The following is a 22,613-nucleotide window of genomic DNA, read 5'->3' as shown; positions in this document are numbered from 1 at the left end:
GTCACAAGACGTCAGCCATCGAGGAGATCGTCTCCCGGAAGCCTGGAGACGGTAAAGAGAAGATCTTCGTAATCTTTATCCCCTCCGCCAAGAAGGTCCTCAAAGCCGATGGCAACCCCCTCTCCGCCGGCGGTAACGCCGGAGACCACATGCTCGATCCCATCAACGTTGAGACTTTTCGAGAAGCTGTGGAACACGGTCAGCGACGTGGCTACATCGTTCACCGCCAGGAATATGTCGGCCCCATCCTCGACGGAGGCGGTCTCTCCAGCACGGGTCAAGAACTGGAAGCTATCGTCATCGCCGAGTTTGCGAGCCCATTTGGCGCCATCCTGCACCAGGAAGAAGCCCAGGCTGTGACCCGCTTCGATGCCATCGACCGTCAGCATGTCCCCTTTCGCTTTCTTGGCGTTTTCAGACAGGATCCTCACATCGGTGATCTCCCCCTCCTCGGTTATCTCATAGATACCAAGGGAGTTTTGCTTGCCCGAGTGCCCATGGGTGGAGAGCCGGACTTCGAAGCTCGTCATCCCATCCCCTTCAAGGAAGGCCTGATTGACCACGCCGTTGACGTTCTCCTCTGCCACCTCACGGCGCTCCTCGAGATCGATCAAGTAGCGCTCGTGGCTCAACACGGTCGCCCCTTGAAGGGAGACGGCCATGAACTCGCCCCCATCGAAATCCCCCTTCATCACGAAGAGCTCGTCCAGATCGCCGTCCTGATCTGTGTCCACGCCGACCGATGGCACGCTCAGATCAACCTCGACATCGGCGCGCGAGAAGCTTGCACCTTCGAAGACGATCTCATCTTCGGGAGCAATTTCGCCGAACGTCGCCTCCTCTACGACCGAGGCAGACAAGAGAGACGGGGCAATGAACGACATGGCTGTAGGTAGAGCCATCTGTGTTTCGGCCACCTCTTCCACTTTCTCCAGGGAGAAGGAGCGGAAATCGAGAAGGTAGCCGTTCGTGGCCGGGTCCCCGTCGAAGGTGAAGCGCAGGGTCTGAAGCCCGGCCTCGAGCGCGATCTCTGCACTCTCCGTCTCGGTGAAGGAGGTTCCACTGAAGGAACTCGATGCGCCATTGCTGTCTTCCAGCGCAAAGACATTCAGCGGGCTGCCGTCCTCGAGAGAAACCGAAATGGTATTGCCACCGATCGGTGTCTTGGCGAGCAAGCTAAGATTGTAGCTGCCTGCCGCCGCGACATTGATGGTGTATTCAACCCATTCGCCTGGCTCGATGTAGCCGATATCGGCCGTGGCCCCCACGAGTTCGACATCGGTATCGCTCCGCAGGCTATGCGCCCCATCCCGACCCTCGTCGTCGTGCCAGGACACATCCATCCCGCCGCTGTCAAAATTGGCAGCAGCAACGGTCAGAGCCTCGTCCAGAACCGGCGCTGGGCCTGGATAAGCCTCCTGGATTGCGCCGGCCTGTTGCGTGAGGGTGATCGACCTGAAGTCCTGGCTGCCGCCGGCAAAGGTCACCCGCATGGTCTGCTCGCCTGCCTCGAGAGAGACGCCCTCTGCATTTCGAGCCAGGAAGGTCGTCCACGAGCCAGTCGTTGGGTTCGCGATGCTGCCGCTGCTCGCGTAGGGATCGTCCTCCCCGGCGCGATAGAAATCGACGGTAACGGAGCGCCCTCCCGTGCCACCAAAGGCCATCAGCAGCTCGAGGTCGAAAAGGCCCGCTTCATCGATATTGATGGAGTATTCGGCCCATTCTCCGTTTTCGATCCAGCCAATATCGCCTGCGGAGGTGATCTCCACATCGCTGCCGTCTCGCCCACCATCGGTGCCTCCCTGAAGACCGGCGACATCGTTGTAGGCGATGCCTTGCCCGCCGTCGTCGTAGTGACCGGCAAAGATCGTCAGGCTTCCATCGACGAGCGTCGGCAGGTCAGGACCCGGGTAGGGGCTCTGCTCCGCGTCTGCCACCGGCATGAGCGAGAAGGACATGAGGTCCTGCGCAGCGACATCGAAGTTGACTCGCAGCACCTGCTCCCCGGCTTCGAGGTTGACGGTGACCGGATCGGTGTCGGCATAGGTGGTGAAGGCGCCTGTATTCGGGACCTCCGCCTGCGCGGTTTCATAGAACTCACCGTCGATTTCAAAACTGGCCGTCAGGCTCCTTCCATCCAGCGGCGTTGAGGAGTTGAAGGAGAGCTCGTACGCCCCTGCCGTTTCGACATTGATGGTGTACTCGATCCATTCTCCAGCCTCGGTGTAGCCGATGGCCCCGGTCCCCACAGAGATGTCGACGTTTTCGCCCGGCCGAACGGCCTGGTCTCCGGATTTGACCCCGTCGTCATTGTAGGCAAGGCCCTGGCCGCCTTCGTCGAAGAGGTTGGCCATGAGGGTAAGGCCCTCATCACCGACCAGCCATGCGGCTCCATCCTCGCTGTGCGCCATCTGATCCACCGGTTGCGGCGTGACCTCGGGATCATAGAAATCCATGATGCCGTCGTTGTCGCTGTCCGTGACCAATGCATCGTTGACGCCGTCTCCGTCGGCATCTTCTTGTGCACTCAGGTCATAGGCCTGAACATTGGTGACGATGAACATATGGTCGTTGTAGTCGAAGTTTGAGCCGCCCGGGTAATCCTGCAGGCCGATGAAGGTCCCCTCGATGTCGTTGCCATCTGCGTCCTTTGCCTGGAAGAAGCGGATGTAATGGCCCTCGTTGGTGCCGGAGATATTGTAGGTCTCATCCGCCACATTGGCATCAGGGTCACTCCAGGCCGAGTAGGTCGGGCGGCCATCCACCGTCACACGAAGCCCGAAGGCATCGTCACGATCGATGCTGGCGCGGGCGACACCCGGCAATGCACCGGTCCCGGCCACCAGCCCATCCGGCAGGAGCGTCTGGTATTGGTTGTCATCCTGCGCATAGAGCTCGGTAAGCGCGCCGTTCGAGACGTCATGCAGGCTTAGCCGGCTGACACCCGCGGACAGGTAGGCCGCGATCTGGATGACTTCTACCGGCTTCGATCCATCGAGACGCTGAAGGTAGGGCAGGAGCACCTCGTCACCGATCTGTTCGACAACACCGCCGCCGTTGAGCTGTCCCTGCGCCACATCTGTGGAGTAGCCGAAGGCTTCCACGATCTGCGCCACGGTTGGCTCCTCTCCGCCTTCGGACTGAATCTGGGCAATCCCTGCAAGAGAGATTTCCCGTGTCCCGGCGTTGCTTCCAATGGTCAGAGATCCTTCATGCAAGACCGCCAGGTTATCGTCCGACCCGTCGGTTCCGACAAAGGTCACGGTCAGTTCAGCGGTTGCCCCGACTGCGATGCTATCGCCCTGCGAAAGTCCACTGATCTCGAACGCGCCCTCCACCGAGAGATCGTCGATGGTCAGCGGCGCAGCACCATCGTTTGTGATCGTGATGCTGGCAACATCGCGGAAGGCCTGGCTGGAATTCGCCGGATTGTCGATCCGCGAGAAGACCAGTCTGTCACCGGCGGCCGCATCATCCAGCCCGGATATTTCCATCTGGCCTCCGAGGTAGACCGGCGCCACGCCTTCGATGATGAACATGTTGTCGTTGTAGTCGTAGTTCACCCCGGTGTAGTCCATCACGCCCAGGAAGACGTTTTCGATGGAGACACCATTCTCATCGACGGCCTGGAACATCCGAACGGTGTACCCGTCTGAAACCGGGTTTCCGTCCGGATCGTAGACCTGCCCATCCGTGACGGTGTAGCCCGGATAGCGGGCATCAAGCTCCGCCTGGCTTGGCGCACCATTGCCGGTGCCGTTAAGTGTCGGGTCCGTGGACAGTCCTGCCACCTCGATCCCGAAAAGATCGTCTCCAGCCCAACCATCGGGAATATCCGCAGCGCTGAAGGCGCGCGTTGCAAAAGCTCCATTGCCGAGAAGCGGCAGCAGGCTCTGGTTCTGTGCGTTCCCATGGGTGGTCAGCACCACGTCGCTGGACTTGTCGCCCGGGGCATGAATGCCGATCGAAGCGCCGCCGGGGCTGTGGAAGGCGGCAATCTGGGTGATCTTCACCTCACCGCCCGGCTCTGCGATCCGCCAGTAAGGGGACAGCACCTCCGTTTCATCCACGGGCAGATAGACGTCGTAGAAGTTGAGCTCGTCATCCTCCCCGCCCGAGACGTAGGTCAGATCCTCGATCTCGTTGCCGAAGCCGAACACATCCCAGACTTCGTTGACATTGGGCTCGTGTCCGCCCTCGTCGCGGAGCTGCCAGAACCCGGCGAGATCAATCGTTGCGATCGGTGTATCGGCATCATTGGTGCGCAGTTCCAGCGCCCCTTCGAAAACACCGGTCACGGCACTGCTGCCGGACGTATAGGCCTCCCGGTCAAAGAGCACTTCGACACCGATCGATTGTCCCGCTTCGAGCGTCAGCCCCTCGAGGGCCGCGGCGTCAGCAAGCTCGAACGGGCCTGTCAGGTGCACTTCGAGGATCTCGAGCGCCTCCGTGCCGCTGTTCGACACCATCACCGTCGCGCTTTCCTTGAAATCGCGGTCGGAGGACGCCGAGGACGCCGGGTTGTCGATCCAGGAAAAATGCAGACGATCCGAATAGAAGGCCGGGTCGGCACTCTGCAGTTCGATGTCGGCATTGTCGTTGCCGGGTGCCGGGCGCACATCGAGGTAGTCAATGTCGCTGGCACCGGGTTGATCGGAGACCACAGTCAGCTTGTACTGCACGCCCGCCAGAAGCTCGGCGTAGGCAGAGGTTTCGCCCTCCTCGCCAACACCCGGGAAGCCGTTGTCATCGATCAGGACCTGGTCGCCGCCGTCGGCGGTAAGATAGACCCTAAGGCCTGCCCCATCGGCCGCGCCGGCATTCGCCGCCAGGTCGAGAGCATAGGTGTCATCGGCGGAGACGGTGAAGTAGAACTCGACCGTCGTGTCGCCAAGTGTCCGGGTGGTGTCGTCGGTCGCTTCAAGCTCGATCCGACCTTCCCCGTCGATCGCGGCATAGGCCGGATCGAAGAGGTCAACCGGACCATCGGAAAGGCGCAGGTAATCAATGTTGGCGCCATTTGCATCCGGAACGCTGATCGAGATCGTGTTCACGCCGGCAGCAAGCTCGACGAAAGCGCTCTGCGGCCCCCAGATGGTCTCGCCGGAGTTGCTGTTGGCCTCGAAGGCGAGAACTCCGACATCAACCCCATTGACCAGCAGGCTGGCCGGACGCGCCGCCTTCCCGGCGCCCAGGGCGTAGATGATGTCCATGGCATAGGTGCCGGCTTCGGATGCCAGGACCGACCATTCGATCGTCTGGGTGCCGGAGCCATCGAAGTCCACGAATTCCCCGCCGCTTTGTCCGCGGGGGTTGGTGGCATCAGAGACGATGACCGGCCCCGACAGCAGCGCGTTTTCGGCCTCATAGAGGATGTAGTCGAGCCCATCCACGGTCTCGGTGCCATCATTGGGGACAATCGGCGTCAGGCTTTCGATGGTCACACTGTCAATGTTCGGGCCACCGGCATCGGTGAGCTGTTCAATGACGATCGTGTTGATGCCTTTCTCCAGATCGAATGTGGCCTGGAAATCTTCCCACTGGTTGTATCCAGCGGTCAGCGTGTCGCTGAACTCAACCTCCTGGTCCCCTAGTTTGATCAGCATCGGGCGGGCATTTCCCGAGCCATTGGCCATCCGGAATGTCAGCGTGTAGCTGCCGGAGATGGGGGCGTCGTAGATGAAGGACGCCTTCTCTTCAGACCCGCCTCCAACATCGAGGTAGCCTTCGCCCGAATAGCCGTCGTGCAGCCCGTCACCGTCTGCATCGGTGCTCGCATTGCTCTCGTGGGTGCTCGGCACATTGACGAGGCGAATGAGCGTTCCGCTGTCCAGATCGATCAGGGTAAACTCGCTGGCATCGATGTAGCTGCCACCGGTGGCCACGCCCGGCGTGACCGTCGTGTCGGCGGTGGCGGTGTTGCCCTCCTGATCCGTCACCAGGATGGCGACGACGGCCTCGCCCGAGACGTCGCTCATGTCGCGGACAAAGCGATTTTGAGCATCGAGCTGCACGATCTCGAGGGTCTCGCCGTCAAAGCTGACCGCGACTTCCTCGATGTCGTTGTCGAGGCCATTGATCTGGAAGAGCACCTCGGAGCTGTCGCTGGCGCTGATAACCAGCAATGCCAGATCATCGCCCTCGTCCGCGGTGTCATCCGTGACGATCCCGCCCGGTGCGGTCTCGAGACGGACAATCTGGCTGACGCCCGTGGCGCGGCTCAGGGTGAGCATGTAGAGCCGCCCATCGGCGCCCTCGATGACGTCAAGCGGGTCAACGTAGCTGATGATATTTCCATCCGGGTCACGGAGGATGAAGTCCTCCGCGACGGTGCCGTCTTCATTCAGAAGCACGGCCCGCAGATTGTCGCCGCTCGAATACTGGGTGAAGATCACCGCATTTTGCAGGGACGAACCGAAGGCGTCGCTCAGATATTCGATGGCGCCATTGGGCGACTTGTTGTTGTTGAGCGAATAGGCACCTTCCAGATCATAGTCCGGATCCGGGTCCGTGCCGGCCTCATACTCAGTCACCTCATTGGGATCGACAGCGTCGGTCGGATTGGCTCCGTTGAGGATGTACTGATCATGAAGCGGGTTGGGGTGGCCGTAGTAGCCATCTTCGACCATCCGGAACAGGTAATCGTGCTGAATGCCCACACCGGTGTTCGATTCATCCTCGGGGGTCGAGGGATCGTCGGGCGTGTTGCCTCCGGCGGCCGAGCCATTTGTGGGCACATAGAGATAGCCATTGGTGTGCCACACCAGGTCATAGGCATTTCGGTTGCCGGTGGCGAAGATCGAGACCACCGCGTCCTCGGCATAGGGATCGTAGAACCGCTCGATCAACTCCGAGCTGGCCAACTCGCCTGCACGGACCTCTGCGACACCGTCTTCATCGAAGTGAAGGTAGTTGCCGGTGTATTCGCCGCTGTCGATATAGATGCCACCGTTCTTGAGGTCGTTGTCGGTGTCCTCGAAGCGGCGGTTCAATCCATCATCCGGCAGCGGTTCGGTGCTGACGTCGAAACCACCTTCCGGCGCGTCGAGAGATCGGTCGATTTCCAGGATTGCCGCATTCAGCAGGCGCTCCGGGCGCATGCCCCACGCGGAATCCGGCTCGCCCATGGCGGAGTTGGACCCCTGGGTCAGGTAGAGCAGGTACTGCGGCTCGCTGCCACCTGCCACATAGTCGGGGTTGAGCCGGAACTCGAGGCTGTTGGTCACATGATCGCCGTTGGACCGCGGCAGGCCAGTGACGTAGGTCTCGACCTCGGCGTCCTCCAGCGATCCACCTTCGCCAAGCGTCACCTTCGAAATCCGCCCGGAGAACTCGGGCACACCGTTCGAGCGCCCATTGAGGGGCACCGGGTAGTTGTCCGTGATCCAGATGGTGTTCTCATCCTCGGGATCGAAGACGATGCCGATGATGCCGCGGCGGGCGCCGTCGACTTCGAAATCCCCGCCTGGCGCAAAGACCTCCTTTGTCTCCTCGATGATCGATCCGTCAGTGCCCAGCTCCCAGCGGGTGATGGTCCCCGAGAGCGAGGTCACATAGAGATGTTGCTTGTCCGGAGACACTTCGATCGAGCTGTACATCTCGCCAAGCATCGGGTCGGACTCGAGCAGGAGCGTGTCGATGAAGGCCACCTCGCGATCTTCCACCTCCGGGGCAGCCCCGGTGACGAATGTCGTGCTGAACTTCTGGAACTCCCGGCTCGCTGCATCGAGGTCATCGTTTTCGCCGCGGTCGAGGAACCCGTCGATCACCACCGTATAGCTGGTGAAGGGTTTCAGATCGGCCGACGGCGCAATGGTCACGGAGTCGAACCCACCGGTCGTGTTCGCGCTGTAGGCGACCTCTTCGCCCGTGAGCGTCTCGTAGAGACGGATCGCCCCGCTGCCGAGGCTTTCCAGCAGGGCACCTCCGCGCCCATCCACGACCTCGATGCCCAGGACGATATCCGACGTTGGGTCGACGCCGACCGGAAGGTCCGCGCCATTGGCGCCGAGTTCCATTTCACCATCGGCTGATACCGCTCGGGGATTGACGAAGGCCGCATAGTCTTCGGGCGCTTCGTTGCCGTCATCCGGCGTCAGGTCAGGCAGGTGACGGATCTCGAGATATTGCAGCTCGGTGATCGTCCCGCCTTGTCCCGTGAGGGTCAGGTGGCCATCTTCGACCTTCACGACAGTCGTGACCAGTTCGGTCTTGAACGCCGAGTTCGGCGTGTAGGAGCTGGCAAGCTCGCCTTCGACGTAGAGTTGGTTGTCGCTGTCGTTGACGCCGCCGGTGTCACCCACCGCGACGGTTACTTCATACCAACCATTCTCCAGTTCGATCTCCCAGCCAACGGCCGGAATGGTCGTCCCCAGATCGAGATGGGCGTAGCCGGTGAGGCGCGCGTCCATGCTGTCGAAATCGACGGTCAACTTTTCTGCCGGCAGGCTGCCGTCGTCATCGAGCGTGCCCGTCCCCGAGCGCTCGTTGATCGCGATTGCCGGGTAGTCGGACCCCACCGGTGTGTTTGTGGTTCCATCCGCATCGAGAGCCGATGCTTGCGTCACGAAACCATAGGTGACCCCATTGGACTGAAGCCCGTAATCCGTGAAGTTCCCGACGAGATAGCCCTCGACGACCGGCACCGTGCCGTCCTGGAAGTTGATCTTGATGGTCTCGCGCGCGCCCGGTTCGGTCGGGACCTCCGGCTCGACCGGACCCACGTCAACACTCGAGACGACCACTTGGTCGAGGTTGGGGCCATTGGCCGTCGTGTTGGTCAGAGAGATTGTATTCGAACCGGCCGAGAGATCGACCTCGACGGTCACGTCTTCCCAGACGTCCCAATCCTCGGTGACCGAGAAGGGGATGGTTTCGACAACCACGCCGTCCACGGAGAAGGTCATGGGGCGATCATCGCCACTCGAGCTGCCGTTGCCGTAGCGGATGGTGAAGGCGTAGGTCCCTCCGGCCGGCACATCCACCTCGAAGGACACCATGTCACCGACATCAGAGCCGACATCGAGATAGCCGTCCCCTTCGAAGTCGTCCCAGAGACCATCGGAGCCACGCTCCGCCGTCACCTCCTCTGGATTGAGCGCATCACGCACCTGGGTCATCCCGGTGCCATTGGTGCCAGGCGTATCATCGGTGATGGTGATGGACCCATCACGCGCCTCGAACTGGATGGTCTGCGCAAAGTCCACGGCGCCGCTCGTGATCTGCAGCGAGGCCGATGTCGTGGCCACGTTCCCCGCAGCGTCGGTAACCTGGAAGATCACCTCAACAGCGTCGGCCTCGGAAAACTCCGTGAGGTCGAGCGTCGCCAGGCCATCCACCGGGACAATCGGGATGAAACTCGCGCCGTCATCCGTGGAATAGGCGTAGGATACGATGTCTGCGTCCACGCCGGTCAGTTCGAACTGCACCTGGGCCAGATCGGCCGGCGCTACGGACGCATCCACATAGGCCGAGAGGTCTCCGTCTTCATCCGCGCTCGCATCGACAGCCGGCTCCAGGAAAGAGAAGGTCGCCTGGTCGATATTCGGCCCGCTGCTGCTTCCTTCCGGGATCGCAAGAGAGACGGTGTTTTCACCGGCCACCAGCTCCACGGTGACCAAGAGATCCGTCCAGGCCTCCCATGGCTCGGCTCCCACGGTTCCCGTGAAGGAGACGAGTTCTCCCGCGCCGCCATTCAGCGACATGGTGAGCGGGCGCGTGCCCGAGCTCGCATAGCGGAACGCCACCTCGTAGGTGCCGGCAATCGGGGCATCGACGGTGATGGTCATCTTGTCGCCGGCATCGCTGCCGAAATCAACATATGCGTCATCGGTCGCACCGGCCCGGTAATTGCCAAAGTCATCCGGGTTCTCTTCCGTCACAACCCGGGTGACCTGCCCCTGTGCGTTCTCTCCGACATCATCGATCTCAACGAGGCTCGCGTCCTCGGCCTGGATCGTGATCGGATCGATCGCATAGGGATCTCCGACGGTGATGGTGAAGCTCACGGGCCCGCTCGAAAGCGCCCCATCGCTTGCCGCAACCAGGATCTGATAGATGCCCACGGGGGTTTCGGCCGCAACGATGAGAGTGTTCCCGGAGACCGCAAAGCCTTCGGGCATCGCCCCGCCGCCAAGGGCGGTGACCTCAAAGACGATCTCGTCATCGGTGTCGGGGTCTGTGGCCCCCAGAGCCGAAAGATCGATCGACCCGCCGGCCCCTTCGTCCAGGTCAACATCCGCGAGCGCCTCGGGCGTGCCCAGAACCGGCGCCTCGTTGAGATCATTCACGGCGATCTCGAAGGTTGCCTCCGAGGTCTGACCGGTTTCATCGGTTGCCGTGACGACCACCGAAACCGTTTCCTCCGCCTCATGATCGAGCGACTCTCCCGACTTCAGGGTGAGCTGATCGTCACCATCGATTTCGAAGCGGGCGTCATCGACCGTGAAAGATACCGCCGTTTCTTCCGGATCGACCGAAGAGACGGTCCCGATAACCGCGCCGTCGGCATTCTCGTCCACCGAGGCATTCGATAGGGCCGGGATCGAGGGCGCTTGATCCGAGGTCGTGCCCAGATAGCTCAAGGTCATCTGGTCGACATTGGGCCCGCGGGCATACCCCTCCGGGATCTCGAGGGTGATCGTGTTGATGCCCGCCTCGAGATCGATCGTCACAAGCTGATCGATCCAGGTTTCCCAGGGGTTTTCATCGTCTGTGCTGGCAAAATCGAGAAGCGTGCTGTCGTTTCCGTTCACGGCCAGGGACAGCGGACGATCGCCATCGCTGGCGTAGCGGATGGCCAGCTCGTACGCCCCGGCAGCGGGGGCGCTCACCGAAACCGTGATCTTGTCGCCCGGGTTGCTTCCGAAATCGACATATTCACCGCCCACGGCGCCAGCGCGGTAGGAGCCGTAGTCATCAGGGTTGTCCGCATTCACGACGCGGATGACCTCGCCGGTTTCAGTCCCTCCAACATCCTCGATGACGACCAGGCTGTCGTCCTCGGCCTGGATGGTGAAGGGCTGGATCGCATCGGGGTCACCGACGGTGACGGCAAAGCTCACCGGTCCCGTCGAAAGCTCTCCGTCGCTGACCGAAATCGCGAGCTCATAGACGCCCGTTGGCGCGTCGGCCGGAATGATCAGTTCCGATCCCGAGATGACGAAGCCGTCGGGCAGCGTCCCGCCGTTGGCCTCAGCGACCTCAAAGGCAAGCATCGCCTCGGCGTCGGGGTCGGATGCAGCCAGGATCGAAAGGTCGACCAGCGCGCCGGCACCATCTTCAATCTCGATATCGCCAAGCGCATCCGGCGATCCCAGAACCGGCGCCTCGTTGAGATCGGTCACGGTGATTTCGAAGATGGTTTGCGCGGTCTCTCCGGCCGCGTCTGTCGCGGTCACGACGAGCTGAACCGCAGATTCAGCCTCATGGTCGAGAGAGATGCCGGCCTTCAGGGACAGTTGTCCGGAAGCGTCGACTTCGAAACGGTCATCACTGACCTCGAATGTCACCGCGGTCTGCTCGGGATCGACCGACGACAGGGTGCCAATCACCTGGCCCTCCGCGTTCTCCGCAACCACCGTGCCGGTGATGACAGGGGAGGACGGGGCCTCCCGGACGTCCGTCACGGCAATGGTCAGGGTGGTTGCGGTCTCTGCGCCCTGGGCATCCGTAACGATCACGTCGACCAGGATGCTCGCGCCCGCCTCATGATCGAGCGATACCCCCTCCTTGAGCTTGAGCGCGCCATCGGCGATTTCGAAATCCGAGGCGGGATCGACGCTGAAGGTCAGGCCTTCGGCTCCGTCTTCCGGATCCGTAGCCGACAGCAGCCCGATCACGGCGCCGGCGCTGTTTTCGGCAACACTCGCGTTGTCGATGGACACCGCGCCAGGCGCGCTGTTGGGCGTCTCGATCCGGGTGAAGGTGAATTTGTCGGTGCGCAGAAGCTCACCGTCGGCCACACCACTCAGTCGAAGCACCGTGCCTTCCGACACATAGACCGGAGTTTCGTAGGTGATGGTCTTGAGATTGCCCGACTGCCCCGCATCGCCCCGCGCATTGTCGTTGTCGAAAGCGTCATTCTCGCTGTCCGCATCCGGAGTGCCATCGAAGGCGGCGTTCTCGGCAAGCACCGTCTCTCCGATGGTCAGCGAGTAAGTGGCGCTGCCATCTGTCTCGTCGTACCGGGTCATTGAGACCATGTACCAGCCCTCGATCACGCCATTCTGGGTCAGATCGGTGGTGACTTCGGCCACATCTCCGATGGCACCGACGCGCAAGATCCGGTCTTCGGATGCGCCGGCTTGGCCGGTCGCATAGAACTCGTCGGCCACTTCAAGGCCGGTGAAATTCTCTGCCTCGACGACAATCTCATCGCCGATTTGCCCGCCTTCGATCACCATGGAAATGGTAAGCGAGGCAGAAAGACCTGCAGGATCAGTCGCAAGGATGGTGATTTCGAACTCACCTCCGACAGTCGGCATGCCGGTGATCACCCCTTCCGCATCGACACTCAGGCCGGACGGCAGGTTCTCGGCGCTCAAGGTGAGTGCATCCCCATCGGGGTCTGAGAAAAACTCCTCGAACTGCGCCAGGTCGATGCCATCGATCGTCTCGCCGGCCTGGACGAAATAGGGCTCAAGCGCCGGTGCGCTCGAGATCGGCGCATCGTTCACGTTGTCGACGGTAAGGACGAAGGAGGTGCTTTGCGTGCTGTTGCTCCCAGCCACGTCGGTCGCCGTGACAAGCACGGTATAGGCACCGGGCTCTTCCGGGGCCGCCCCCGAGAGAACGCCGCCGGCAATGGTCATCCCGTGGTTCTGGGCAGGCGCCCCTTCCGCATCCAGAACCTGAAGGCTGTAGGTCAGCTCATCGCCATCGGGATCGGTGAAGGGCAGGTCGACCTCAATCACACCTGTTTCATCGACAGAGAAATCGGCGATACCGCCGCCGACAACGATCGGGCCGCTATTTTCAGCCTCCCCATCGCTTTCAAAAAGCTGGACGTTCGAAAAGGTAACGGAGCCTCGGCCATTGCCGAAGGCGTCATCATCGGAAACCAGCGTGAGCGAGCTGATGGTGGTTCCGGCATGGGCAGACAGATCGATCGTGAACCGGAGCACGCCATCGCCGAGGTCTTCGCCCTGGCCGCGCAGATCGATGAAGCCGCCCTGGCTCTGGGTGCCGGCGAGTTGGTAGTTCGAGCCGTCCGACGCTTCGAAGGGTTGATCGTCGTCATCGAAGCCAAGGGAGACGATTTCCGGCATCGCATCACCAAGCGTGATGTCAACGGTCAGCCGGGTGTCGGCACTGATCTCGTAGCTTTCCGGCAGCTGCACCCGCTTCCAGAAATTGCCGTCGAGCGTCACGGACGAGCCGTCTTCCGACACGCTCACCGCGCCACCGTCTTCGGGCTGGTCCTGGGCGTCATTGTAGGCGCTGATGGCGGTCTCGTCGAAAACGACGGCCATCGGCTCGACTTCGTCGATCAGCGCGGGGGTGAAGGGCTCGGAAGAGAGGTCCCCCAGGGTGACGGACACTTCCAGCGGTGCGCCTTCAAAGTCCCCTGCAATTCCATCCAGGAACTTGAGTTCGATCCCGGTCGTGCCATCGACGAGTTCGAAGACCTCGGCATTTTCCCCCGCAAGGCTCAGGTCTGCCGCGACATAGCTGCTGTCGGGATCGGTGACATGGACTTCGGCCACAACCGCGCCGGCGAGATTTTCCGTGACATCGATCGCGGTGAGCAAGATGGCCGAGGCCGGAACATCGACCGGCTCAGCGATGGTAACCGCCACGGTGAGCGCGTTCGACAGATGGCCGTCGCTGGCAACAAGGGACACCTCGAGGGTCCCGTCGTTATCCATGTCGCCAGGAGCCGAATGCTGGGCCGCGGAAAGGAGAGACAGAGTGCCTGTTTCGGCATCATACTCGAACGCTTCGGCATCCGCCCCCACGAGATCGTAGGTGATCGGATTGCCCTCTGCATCAACGGCCCAAAGCCCCGTTGCCACGACGCTGGCGCCATCTGCAATCTCGATCTCAAGGCTTTCGCCTGCGAAGGTCGGCGCGGTGTTGTCGGGATCGGGCTCCACATCCGACACGGTGACCGAGATCTCCTGCGAGCTGGTTTGCGATCCGTCGGACACATCGACGATCACCTCGTAGATGCCATCCTCGTCCTCATCAGTCGGCATCTCGAAATCTGCCGAGCTCAGCAGGGACAGGTTGCCGCTCTCATCGATTTCCAGGGCCTCGGCATCTGCCCCACGCAGCGCAAAGGTGAAATCGGTGTCGTCCTGGTCGTCGGCGAAGACCTGACCGATGAAGGTTTCCCCTTCAGCGACCGAAAACTCCGAAGAGCTTGTGATCTCCGGCGCGAAGAAGCTCATCTCCTGGCCGGTGAAGCCGATCATGACAGCGTCGATATTCGGCGCGCCGTCATCATCTTGCGTGATGATGACCTCGTGGTCCCCCTCATCAAGGATGACCGTGAAGGTATGCACCTCCCAGGTGCTCCAGTCGGCGGTCCTGGTATTCTCCAGGCTCCCAACAACGACTCCGTCGACCTTCACCGAAATGGGCCGGGGCTGATCGCTCGCGCCATTGGTCAGCCGGATGGCAATGTCGTAGACACCAGCGCCCGAGGAAAAAGAGGTCGAGATTTTGTCCCCGGGGTCACCGTTGACATCGACGTAGCCGATGCCGGAGTAGTTGTGCCGCAGGAAGTGCTCATCGAAGGGATACCCATCTTCCGCGGCGCCGGTATTGGTCCCGCTTGCCGAAGATTCCACTTCTCCGTCGATGGAGCGCAGCACAGAGGCCGATCCGGCGCCGTCGATACGCACCAGGTCTTCAGCGGCTACATATGTCGTCTCGAAGCTGGAGCCGCCGTTGTCGATCACCGTCACCGACACAGCCTGCGTCGTCGCGCTGCCCTCGGCATCCGTCGCCGCAACCAGCAAATCATAGCTGGACTGTCCCGCGAAATCCGAGGGCTCGATGAGAGAAATTTCGCCAGTATCGGCGTCGATTTCAAATTTCTCCTCGTCGGTGCCCCCGACGATCGCGTAGGACATGCCCGCTCTGGAGGCCGCATCGGGGGACGTGTCGTTGGCAATGTCCTGCGCGGAAACTGCGCCCACTGCGAGTGAGTTCTCGTTCATGAGAAAATCTGTCTGCCCGAGAAAGACCGGTGCCGAGAAATCCGGGGTGATCGCGGGGTCATGAATCGCGACTGCATCGACATTCGGCGCGCCACCGGTCGACGTCTGATTGATCGTCAGCGTATAGGTTCCCGGCTCGGGCACGTCGATCAGCACCGTGCGGGTTTCCCAATAGTGAAAATCGCCGGTGTTGGTGTTTTCGATCTCAACGGTCACATCGCCGATCGTGATGGAAATCGGGCGAGCGCCGTTTCCATTGGACAGCCGGAGGGTTACGGCATAGGTGCCCGCCTCCTCGGCCACAAATTCAGTCGATGCCTGGGCGCCGGTGTCCGAACCATTGATGTCGAGGTATCCCCATCCATTCTCATCGCCTTCGCCGGTATATCCTTCGCGCAGGCCATATTGATCGTATCCGGTGGCAGGCGTATTGGATGGCTGCGTTTCGGGGTCATTACGGGTGCGCATTGCGTTCGGGCTCGACGCGCTTTCGCCGACCAGGTCCAGAGTGAAAAATTCGGCTTGAATGATGATGGTTTCGATCGGCATCGGATTATCCTAATTTACTGCGAGTTTACGCAAATTTTGATACTGCGAGGCGCAGTAAAAAATACTGCACCCCAATTGGGAGCAATGGAAATCAAGCATGCCGCGTAATTCGCGACTGAAGCCTGAGCGATCAGATTTTTGTGGAGTAAGCCCACGTTACAACGGTGATTTATGGAGATTTTTGGTGGGGGTGATCCACCTGTCGTGATGTAAAACCTTTCAAAGTTAACACTTCAGGGTTTCGGCCCTGGATAAATTGACATCATGTATCGTGAGGTATGGGTGGTGCAGTGAATCACCATCGAATTGATATCATCATGTGGGCGGTATAAGTTTTCTGTCAATAATCAATTCTTGGGATTCTTTCAGGAATTAAAATTAGTTCACATTGCATTTCCCCGTAAGGTTGATTGCGGAAGTGGGGGCGGTGGCTGCAGTTGCGAGCTGGCAGTAATTCGCGTCAATGGTAGGCAAAGATCAATTGATTTTCGCTGTGGTGCTCATCGCGAAGATTTCGTCGGCCAGGCGCAGGCCCTCTTGGATGGGCAAGCCGGTAAGGACTTCGATGCTCTAGGAAGAGTCGGTCCAGACAAAGAACTTGACCGCTGCGTGGTCTTCCTGGCGCGGATCAACAGTCACTGCAAGAAGCGAGGCAGAGGCGCTGCGCGAGCCCCAGGCTGTCCAAAAGACAGGTCCGAGCGCGGGGACCTGAGGGACATGACTCTGGCTTGGGGAAGGATCGGACCTGCAAGCGCGACACCCTTCGCGAGGGTCGGGTGCCTCATTCTCCCGAGGCTCGATGGAGCGCTTTCGTTGCTTTGACGTGGCCGAGCGAAAACAAGCTCCCGCGGCCTGCATGGATCACTTCAGAGCAGAAATTCCTGCTCTGAAGGAGGTTAATGCCAGGGCTCTTCAGCTTTCACGAAATGCCTTCGAAAAATAATCGGTGAAAGGCTTCACAAGGTAGGCAAGCGGCGTCCTGTCCGCCGTCCTTAGAAATGCCTCGACGGGCATGCCAGGCACCAGGGTCGAGCCCTCGGGCAGGCGTTCGATCTGGCCTTCGTCGAGCATGATCTCTGCGCGGTAGAAACTGGCTGAGGTGTTCTCGTCGTTGAAGGCATCCGCCGAGATCTGCGTCACAGTGCCGAAAGTCTCCGGCGTGCGGCGCTGATCGAGTGCCGAGAAGCGCAGGGTCACCTCCTGACCGACGTGCACCTGGTCGATATGGATCGTCGGGATCTGCGCAGTGATCACCAGCGGACGGTCTTGCGGGATCAGGTAGAGCACCGGGTCTGCGGCGCGGACCACCGATCGCGGGGCGAAAACGGTCAGGCCATAGACGATGCCGCCGACCGGGGCGGTGATCTCCATCCGCTTGAGCTTCTCGAGCAGGGCAGAACGCTGCTCGGCCAGTTCACGCTCGCGGTACTGCATGTCGCGCAGCTGGGTGATTGCCTCTTCGCGGCGGATGGTTGCCAGCTTCAGGATCTCGATGTCGATCTCGGTGGTGCGTCCCTCGGCCTCGGCCTTCTGCGCGGTGAGATCGCCCACCTCGCCCGCGAGACGGGCTTGCTCGCGCTGCAGGGAAAGCACGCGGCTTGCCTGGGCGAGGCCGCGGTCGAGCAGGGACTTCTGGTCACCCAGCTCCTGCTCGATGAGCGCGAGCTGCCTTTTCAGAGATGTTTTCTGGGCGTCGATCCCTTCAACCTGATTGCCGATCTGGTCACGACGCTTCGCAAGCTGTTCGCTCTCGCGATCGAGCGACTCGCGCCGGGCAAAAAAGAGGTTGAGCTGTCCCTCCATAAGGTCTTCGACGTCAGTATTGCCTTCGGCGACCTCGTGCAGCACCTGGTCAAAGACCATCTCATCGGTGCTGTCACGCTCGGCCCGCAAGCGGGCACGGCGGGCGACCAGTTCTAAATACTGGCCTTCGACGATGTTCAGTTCCGACTGCAGCAGCGTCGGGTCGAGCTTGATCAGCATATCGCCCGCCTGGACCACATCGCCCTCGTCGACGACGATCTGATCGACCACACCGCCATCTGCATGCTGCACGACCTGACGGTTGCGCTCGACCTGGATTTGGCCGCTGGCCACGATAGCGCCGGATATGTTCGTGGTCGCAGCCCATGTCCCGAAACCACCTACTAGCACCAGCAGGGCAATCACTCCCAGGGTAAGCGGCCTTTTCAGGGGGAACCGCACATTGGCAACCTGTGTCATCAGCTAACTCCTCCGACCCCGGCATGGCGGGTGATCTGTTCATGGTTTTTTACCTGGGAGCGCAGCACTTCGTCCTTCGGACCAAAGGCGACGCGGGCGCCGTGTTCGAGCATCAGCAGCTGGTCGCATTCGCGGATCGCGGCCGGGCGGTGGGCCATGATGAGGGCCGACTTGCCCTCTTCCTTGAGGCGGCGGATGGCGGCGTTGACCGCTTCGCTGCCCTCGTTGTCGAGGTTCGAGTTGGGCTCGTCGAGCACGAGGATGATCGGATCGCCGTACATCGCGCGGGCCAGGCCGATCCGCTGCATCTGGCCGCCCGAGAGCCGCCCGCCGGTGGCGGTGACGCGGGTGTCATAGCCCTTGGGTAGCTTGAGGATCATCTCATGCGCATCGGCCTTCTTGGCCGCCTCGACGATCTTGTCGGGGTCGGGCTGCGCGGCGAGGCGGGCGATGTTCTCGGCGATGGTACCGTCGAACAGGCTGACCCGCTGCGGCAGGTAGCCGATGTGCTTGCCCAGATCCTCATCGTACTGGTCGAGCGTCGCGCCATCGAGGCGGATACGCCCGCCGGCGGGGCGCCAGACCCCGGTGATGGCGCGGGCCAGAGTCGACTTGCCGGCCCCCGAGGAGCCGATCACCCCGATGGCGTGACCAGGCTGCAGGTCGAAGGAGACCAGGCGCAGCGAGGCCTGCTGCTCGCCCGGCGGCACGACGGTGAGTTGCTGCACCTCGAGCAGGGCCCGCGGCTTTGGCAGGGCTGTGCGGGTCGGCTCGGGGGGCATGTCGCCCAGCAGCTCCGCCAGGTTGTCCCAGCCCTTGCGAGCGCGGGTCACCAGCGGCCATTGCCCGATGGCAAGCTCGATCGGAGCCAGCGCGCGGCCCATCAGGATCGAGCCGGCGATCATCGCACCGGCGGTCAGCTCGTTCTGCAGCACCAGGTAAGCACCGAGGCCCAGCATCGCCGACTGCAGCAGCATGCGGAAGCTCTTGGTCATCGTGGTGAAGGTGCCGACGAGATCGTTGGTCGAGATCTGGCCGCTCAACGCCTCGGACCGGGCGCGGTCCCAGCGCGAGAAGGCGGCACCGCGCATGCCCATGGCCTGCACGGTCTCGGCGTCGAGGCGGATCTGCTCGGAGGTCTGTTCGGCGGCCAGCACGGCGCGGTTCGATTTCAGCGTCGGATTGCGGCTAAGGGTGGTGTTGAGCAGGGTGATGACCACCAGCACCAGGCCACCGGCGATGGCAAGGAACCCGAGCCAGGGGTGGAAGACAAAGATCCCGGCGATGAACAGCGGGGTGAAGGGCAGGTCGAACAGCGCCATGAGCACCGGCGAGCCGATGAATCGCTGCACGGCTTCGAGATCCTTGAGGCCGGTGGCGGCGAGCTCATCGGGTTTGACCGCCGAGCGGCGGATCACCGCGTCGAAGACGCGCATGTCGAGCGCCGCCTGGAAGCGCGCCGCAACGCGCGCCATAACCCGGCCCCGGGCGTAGTCGAGAATGCCCATCATGCCATAGAGAAAAACGACCAGCGCGGTCAGGGCGATCAGCGTTGCTTCGGAACGCGACCCCAGCACACGGTCGTAGACCTGCAGCATGTAGAGCGGCCCCGTCAGCATAAGCAGGTTGACGAAGCAGCTGAATATACCGACGAACCAGTAATACTGGCGACTCTTCCGGCGGTTGGCGGCAAGTTCCTCGGCGCCCGCGGCTTTGCTGCGCTCATTCATCCGGATGTCCTCACTCTTCAAATCTTCACACTGGTTATCGGGAATTAGGAAGCTTTCATCACTTCCGGCACGTGTCCTTCGGGGAGCGCGAGCCGCAATCTGTGTCGCGCAGGAGATTGCCCTCGACATGGTCGCATCCGGGTCTCGCGCGGTTATCGTCGAGGCCAGAGCCTCCGCGCGATGTTGACCGCATCAGGACAGCGCCATGATCCGAGCCCCTGTCGGGACCTGTTGGCCAGTAGGTGTACGCCAAGATGAGCGCGTAGATCACGGCGGCCGGGCATAGAACAATAAACCCCAATATGATCCACGGCGAGGCTCCGAAAATAAACAGCAGAAGGCCGCCCAATAGGGACAATGCCAGGGCTAAAATAAATATCCCCAGACCTCTGCCATCAGGGCCGCGCGCTGGTGCGTTTTCTTGCACATCATCGGTCGCTGGGGCTGTTCCGCTCTTATGATTCTCGGGGTCCACAAAATCACCTATTCAATATTCCTGCGCAGTCTCGCAGGCAGACCTTTGTCTGTCACATCTCCACAGCGTCACCCCTGCATCTAGGGTGCAGCAGGGAACGCTGGGTAATTCCTCCGCGGCAGATGGCTGAAAGTCATGCAGTATGCACCGCTTCACCTCACATCACCGCACGGCGTCGCTCGCCAAGGATTGGGGCTTGGCGATCAACTCTGAAAATATATCAACTGTTTGGGCGCCAAGTCGCACCCCTGTAGTCAGGGGGCCTGGAGAGACCTGCGCCAAAAACGCCGAGAGGGCACCGAGGGATGCAAGTGACTCCCCGACGTTCGGTCGGCGCGATCGGCGGTGAGCGAGGCGCGCTCTATTGGCGCATAAGAGGGATACACATGAAATTTGCCTTTTCAAAAAAAATGGGGTGGACTGAGATGGATATGGGGTAAGCCTATGAGGCTATTTCCTTGCCCGTCAAGTGTTATTTGAATAAATTACACTTGAAAGATCACTTTGAGCATAAAGCGCCCCCATTCATTAAAATGTCACGAAAAGCGCTCTATTTTCCATCGAGTGGAGTCCTCTAAGAAATCTTTGCGTAGGGTCATTTCTACTTTTGCGTGCGGTCCTAATGAATACTATAAAAGCGGAAAACCAATATGACCCCACATCGGAGTATTGGATTGGAGGCATTCCGGGGTGGAGAGGTTGAAGCGGACCTTGGCAGGCCCGCTTCAAGACATGTGCCTGGCGCCAGGCTTCACTTGATCTGCAGCCCCTTGCGGCGCAGCGTGCCCGGCTCCTCGATGACCGGATCGCGACCGCCGCGCAGGATCGAGTTGCCCTCGTAGAGCGTGCGCTGGTCGATCGCCGGGGGCTCGAGCCAGTCGCTTTCCTTCATCTGCCCGCTCTGGCCATAGGCCGCCAGCGCATTGCCATAGCAGACCGCGCGCACGGTGCTTTCGGGAACGCCGCTCTGCAGCGCAAGCTGCGCGGTTTTGGCGACGCCGAGGCAGTCGGAAATGCCCCAGTCGCAGGCGCTGTCGACGATGATGCGCTCGGACCCGTATTGCTTGAGCAGTTCGACCATCCGCGCGTTGCCCATCTTGGTCGAGGGGTAGATAGAGAAGCCCGCCCAATAGCCGCGCTGCAGCACCTCGCCGACGGTTTCCTCGTTGTTGTGGTCGATGATCACCATCGACGGGTCGAGCCCCATCTCCTCGCAGACATCCATCGAGCGGGTGGTGCCCTGCTTCTTGTCGCGGTGCGGCGTGTGGACCATCACCGGCAGGTCCAGTTCCTTGGCCAGCGACAGTTGCAGGCGGAAGTATTTGTCCTCGAGCTCGGTCTGCTCGTCATAGCCGATCTCGCCGATTGCCACGACGCCTTCCTTGAGGGCGAAACGCGGCAGCCATTCCATCACGCCCTCGGCCAGTTCCTCGTTGTTGGCCTCCTTCGAGTTGAGCCCGATGGTGCAGTAATGGCGGATGCCGAACTGCCCGGCGCGGAACCGCTCCCAGCCGACGATGGTCGACAGGTAATCTACGTAGGTGCCCACGAAAGTGCGCGGCTGGCCAACCCAGAAGGCGGGCTCGATGAGCGCCACGACACCGGCGGCGGCCATCGCCTGATAGTCGTCGGTGGTGCGCGAGATCATATGGGCGTGGGGGTCAATCAGCATCATGATACAAGATCCTCAAATGTACGGCCTTCGGCGCGGGCCCGGTCGAGCTCGGCACGGATTTCAGGGGTTTCGGCAAAGGGCGCCACGAGCGGCCAAAGCTCGGGCATGACGGGCCGTCCGGCGGCCCAGCGTTCGCGCGCATATTGCACGAGGATGCGCGCCAGTTCGGGGTTGGCGCGGGCCGCAAGCCCGGTGATCGGGCCAAGCTCGGCCCCGATGAACAGCGCCTTCAGGACCATGTGGTTCCAGCGGTGCTCGTCGAAATGATCTCGCGGGTAGGGGTTGTTGTGGGCGATCGCCTCGAACACCGGCTTGAGGTTCGAGCGCAGCCCCTCGCCAACCTCGAAATGCAGGCTCTCGGGCGCGGGGTAGAGCGGCAGGCCGCGATAGAGCGCGATCATCTCGGCAGCGTCCGACGTGCGGCGCAGGTCCTTGAAGGTCTCGGCGAAGGGACGGGTGCCGCTGTAGGTCAGCAGCCCCAGAATGCGCGCGGCACCGTCGATGCTCCAGCCCGAGGGGTCCCAACCAGAGCGCGCGGCATCGGCTTGCGCCAGATCGTCCGGCGTCAGCGCGAGATCGGCCTTGCCGAGCCTGCGCGGCGCAAAGCCGAGATACATATGCAGATCGCGCTCGGTCGCGTCCGGCGCGGCGAGCTGCGCCAATTGCGCGTCGAGCCAAGGCCTTTCGTCCCCGGCGCGCTCACTTATCCATCCATACAAAAGGTCTTTCGGATCGGTCATCAAACTCTCTCCCGAATAATCAATGAAACACTGGACTGAGGGGATGGCGGCGCG

5 protein-coding genes are annotated in these 22,613 nt (G+C 61.4%); all 5 read right to left on the bottom strand.

Features of this window, described 5'->3' with window-relative positions:
* Nucleotides 1-11 precede the first annotated feature (11 nt).
* The 5 genes from AYJ57_RS20660 to AYJ57_RS20640 all read right to left on the bottom strand — a co-directional run bounded on the left by AYJ57_RS20660 (nt 12) and on the right by AYJ57_RS20640 (nt 22,559).
* Entirely contained in the window at nt 12-15,716 is a 15,705-nt protein-coding gene (locus tag AYJ57_RS20660; RefSeq protein WP_066110581.1) for a carbohydrate-binding protein, read from the bottom strand.
* A 912-nt stretch (nt 15,717-16,628) separates the two neighbouring features.
* Nucleotides 16,629-17,939 carry an HlyD family type I secretion periplasmic adaptor subunit gene (locus AYJ57_RS20655; protein WP_066110579.1) on the bottom strand — a complete coding sequence of 437 codons (1,311 nt, stop codon included), beginning with the start codon at nt 17,937-17,939 and terminating at the stop codon, nt 16,629-16,631.
* Nucleotides 17,939-19,669 carry a type I secretion system permease/ATPase gene (locus AYJ57_RS20650; RefSeq protein ID WP_066110577.1) on the bottom strand — a complete coding sequence of 577 codons (1,731 nt, stop codon included), beginning with the start codon at nt 19,667-19,669 and terminating at the stop codon, nt 17,939-17,941. Before AYJ57_RS20650 ends, AYJ57_RS20655 begins: the two co-directional genes overlap by 1 nt.
* Nucleotides 19,670-20,895: 1,226 nt before the next feature.
* Nucleotides 20,896-21,816 (bottom strand): TatD family hydrolase, encoded by a 921-nt coding sequence (locus tag AYJ57_RS20645; protein WP_157374372.1) that lies wholly within the window; start codon nt 21,814-21,816, stop codon nt 20,896-20,898.
* Nucleotides 21,816-22,559 carry an EboA domain-containing protein gene (locus AYJ57_RS20640; RefSeq protein WP_066110574.1) on the bottom strand — a complete coding sequence of 248 codons (744 nt, stop codon included), beginning with the start codon at nt 22,557-22,559 and terminating at the stop codon, nt 21,816-21,818. The genes AYJ57_RS20645 and AYJ57_RS20640 overlap by 1 nt, the downstream gene beginning before the upstream one ends.
* Nucleotides 22,560-22,613: the final 54 nt, after the last annotated feature.

The organism is Salipiger sp. CCB-MM3 (assembly GCF_001687105.1).
Classification (GTDB): Bacteria; Pseudomonadota; Alphaproteobacteria; order Rhodobacterales; family Rhodobacteraceae; genus Salipiger.
This window is presented reverse-complemented; position numbering and strand designations above follow the sequence as displayed.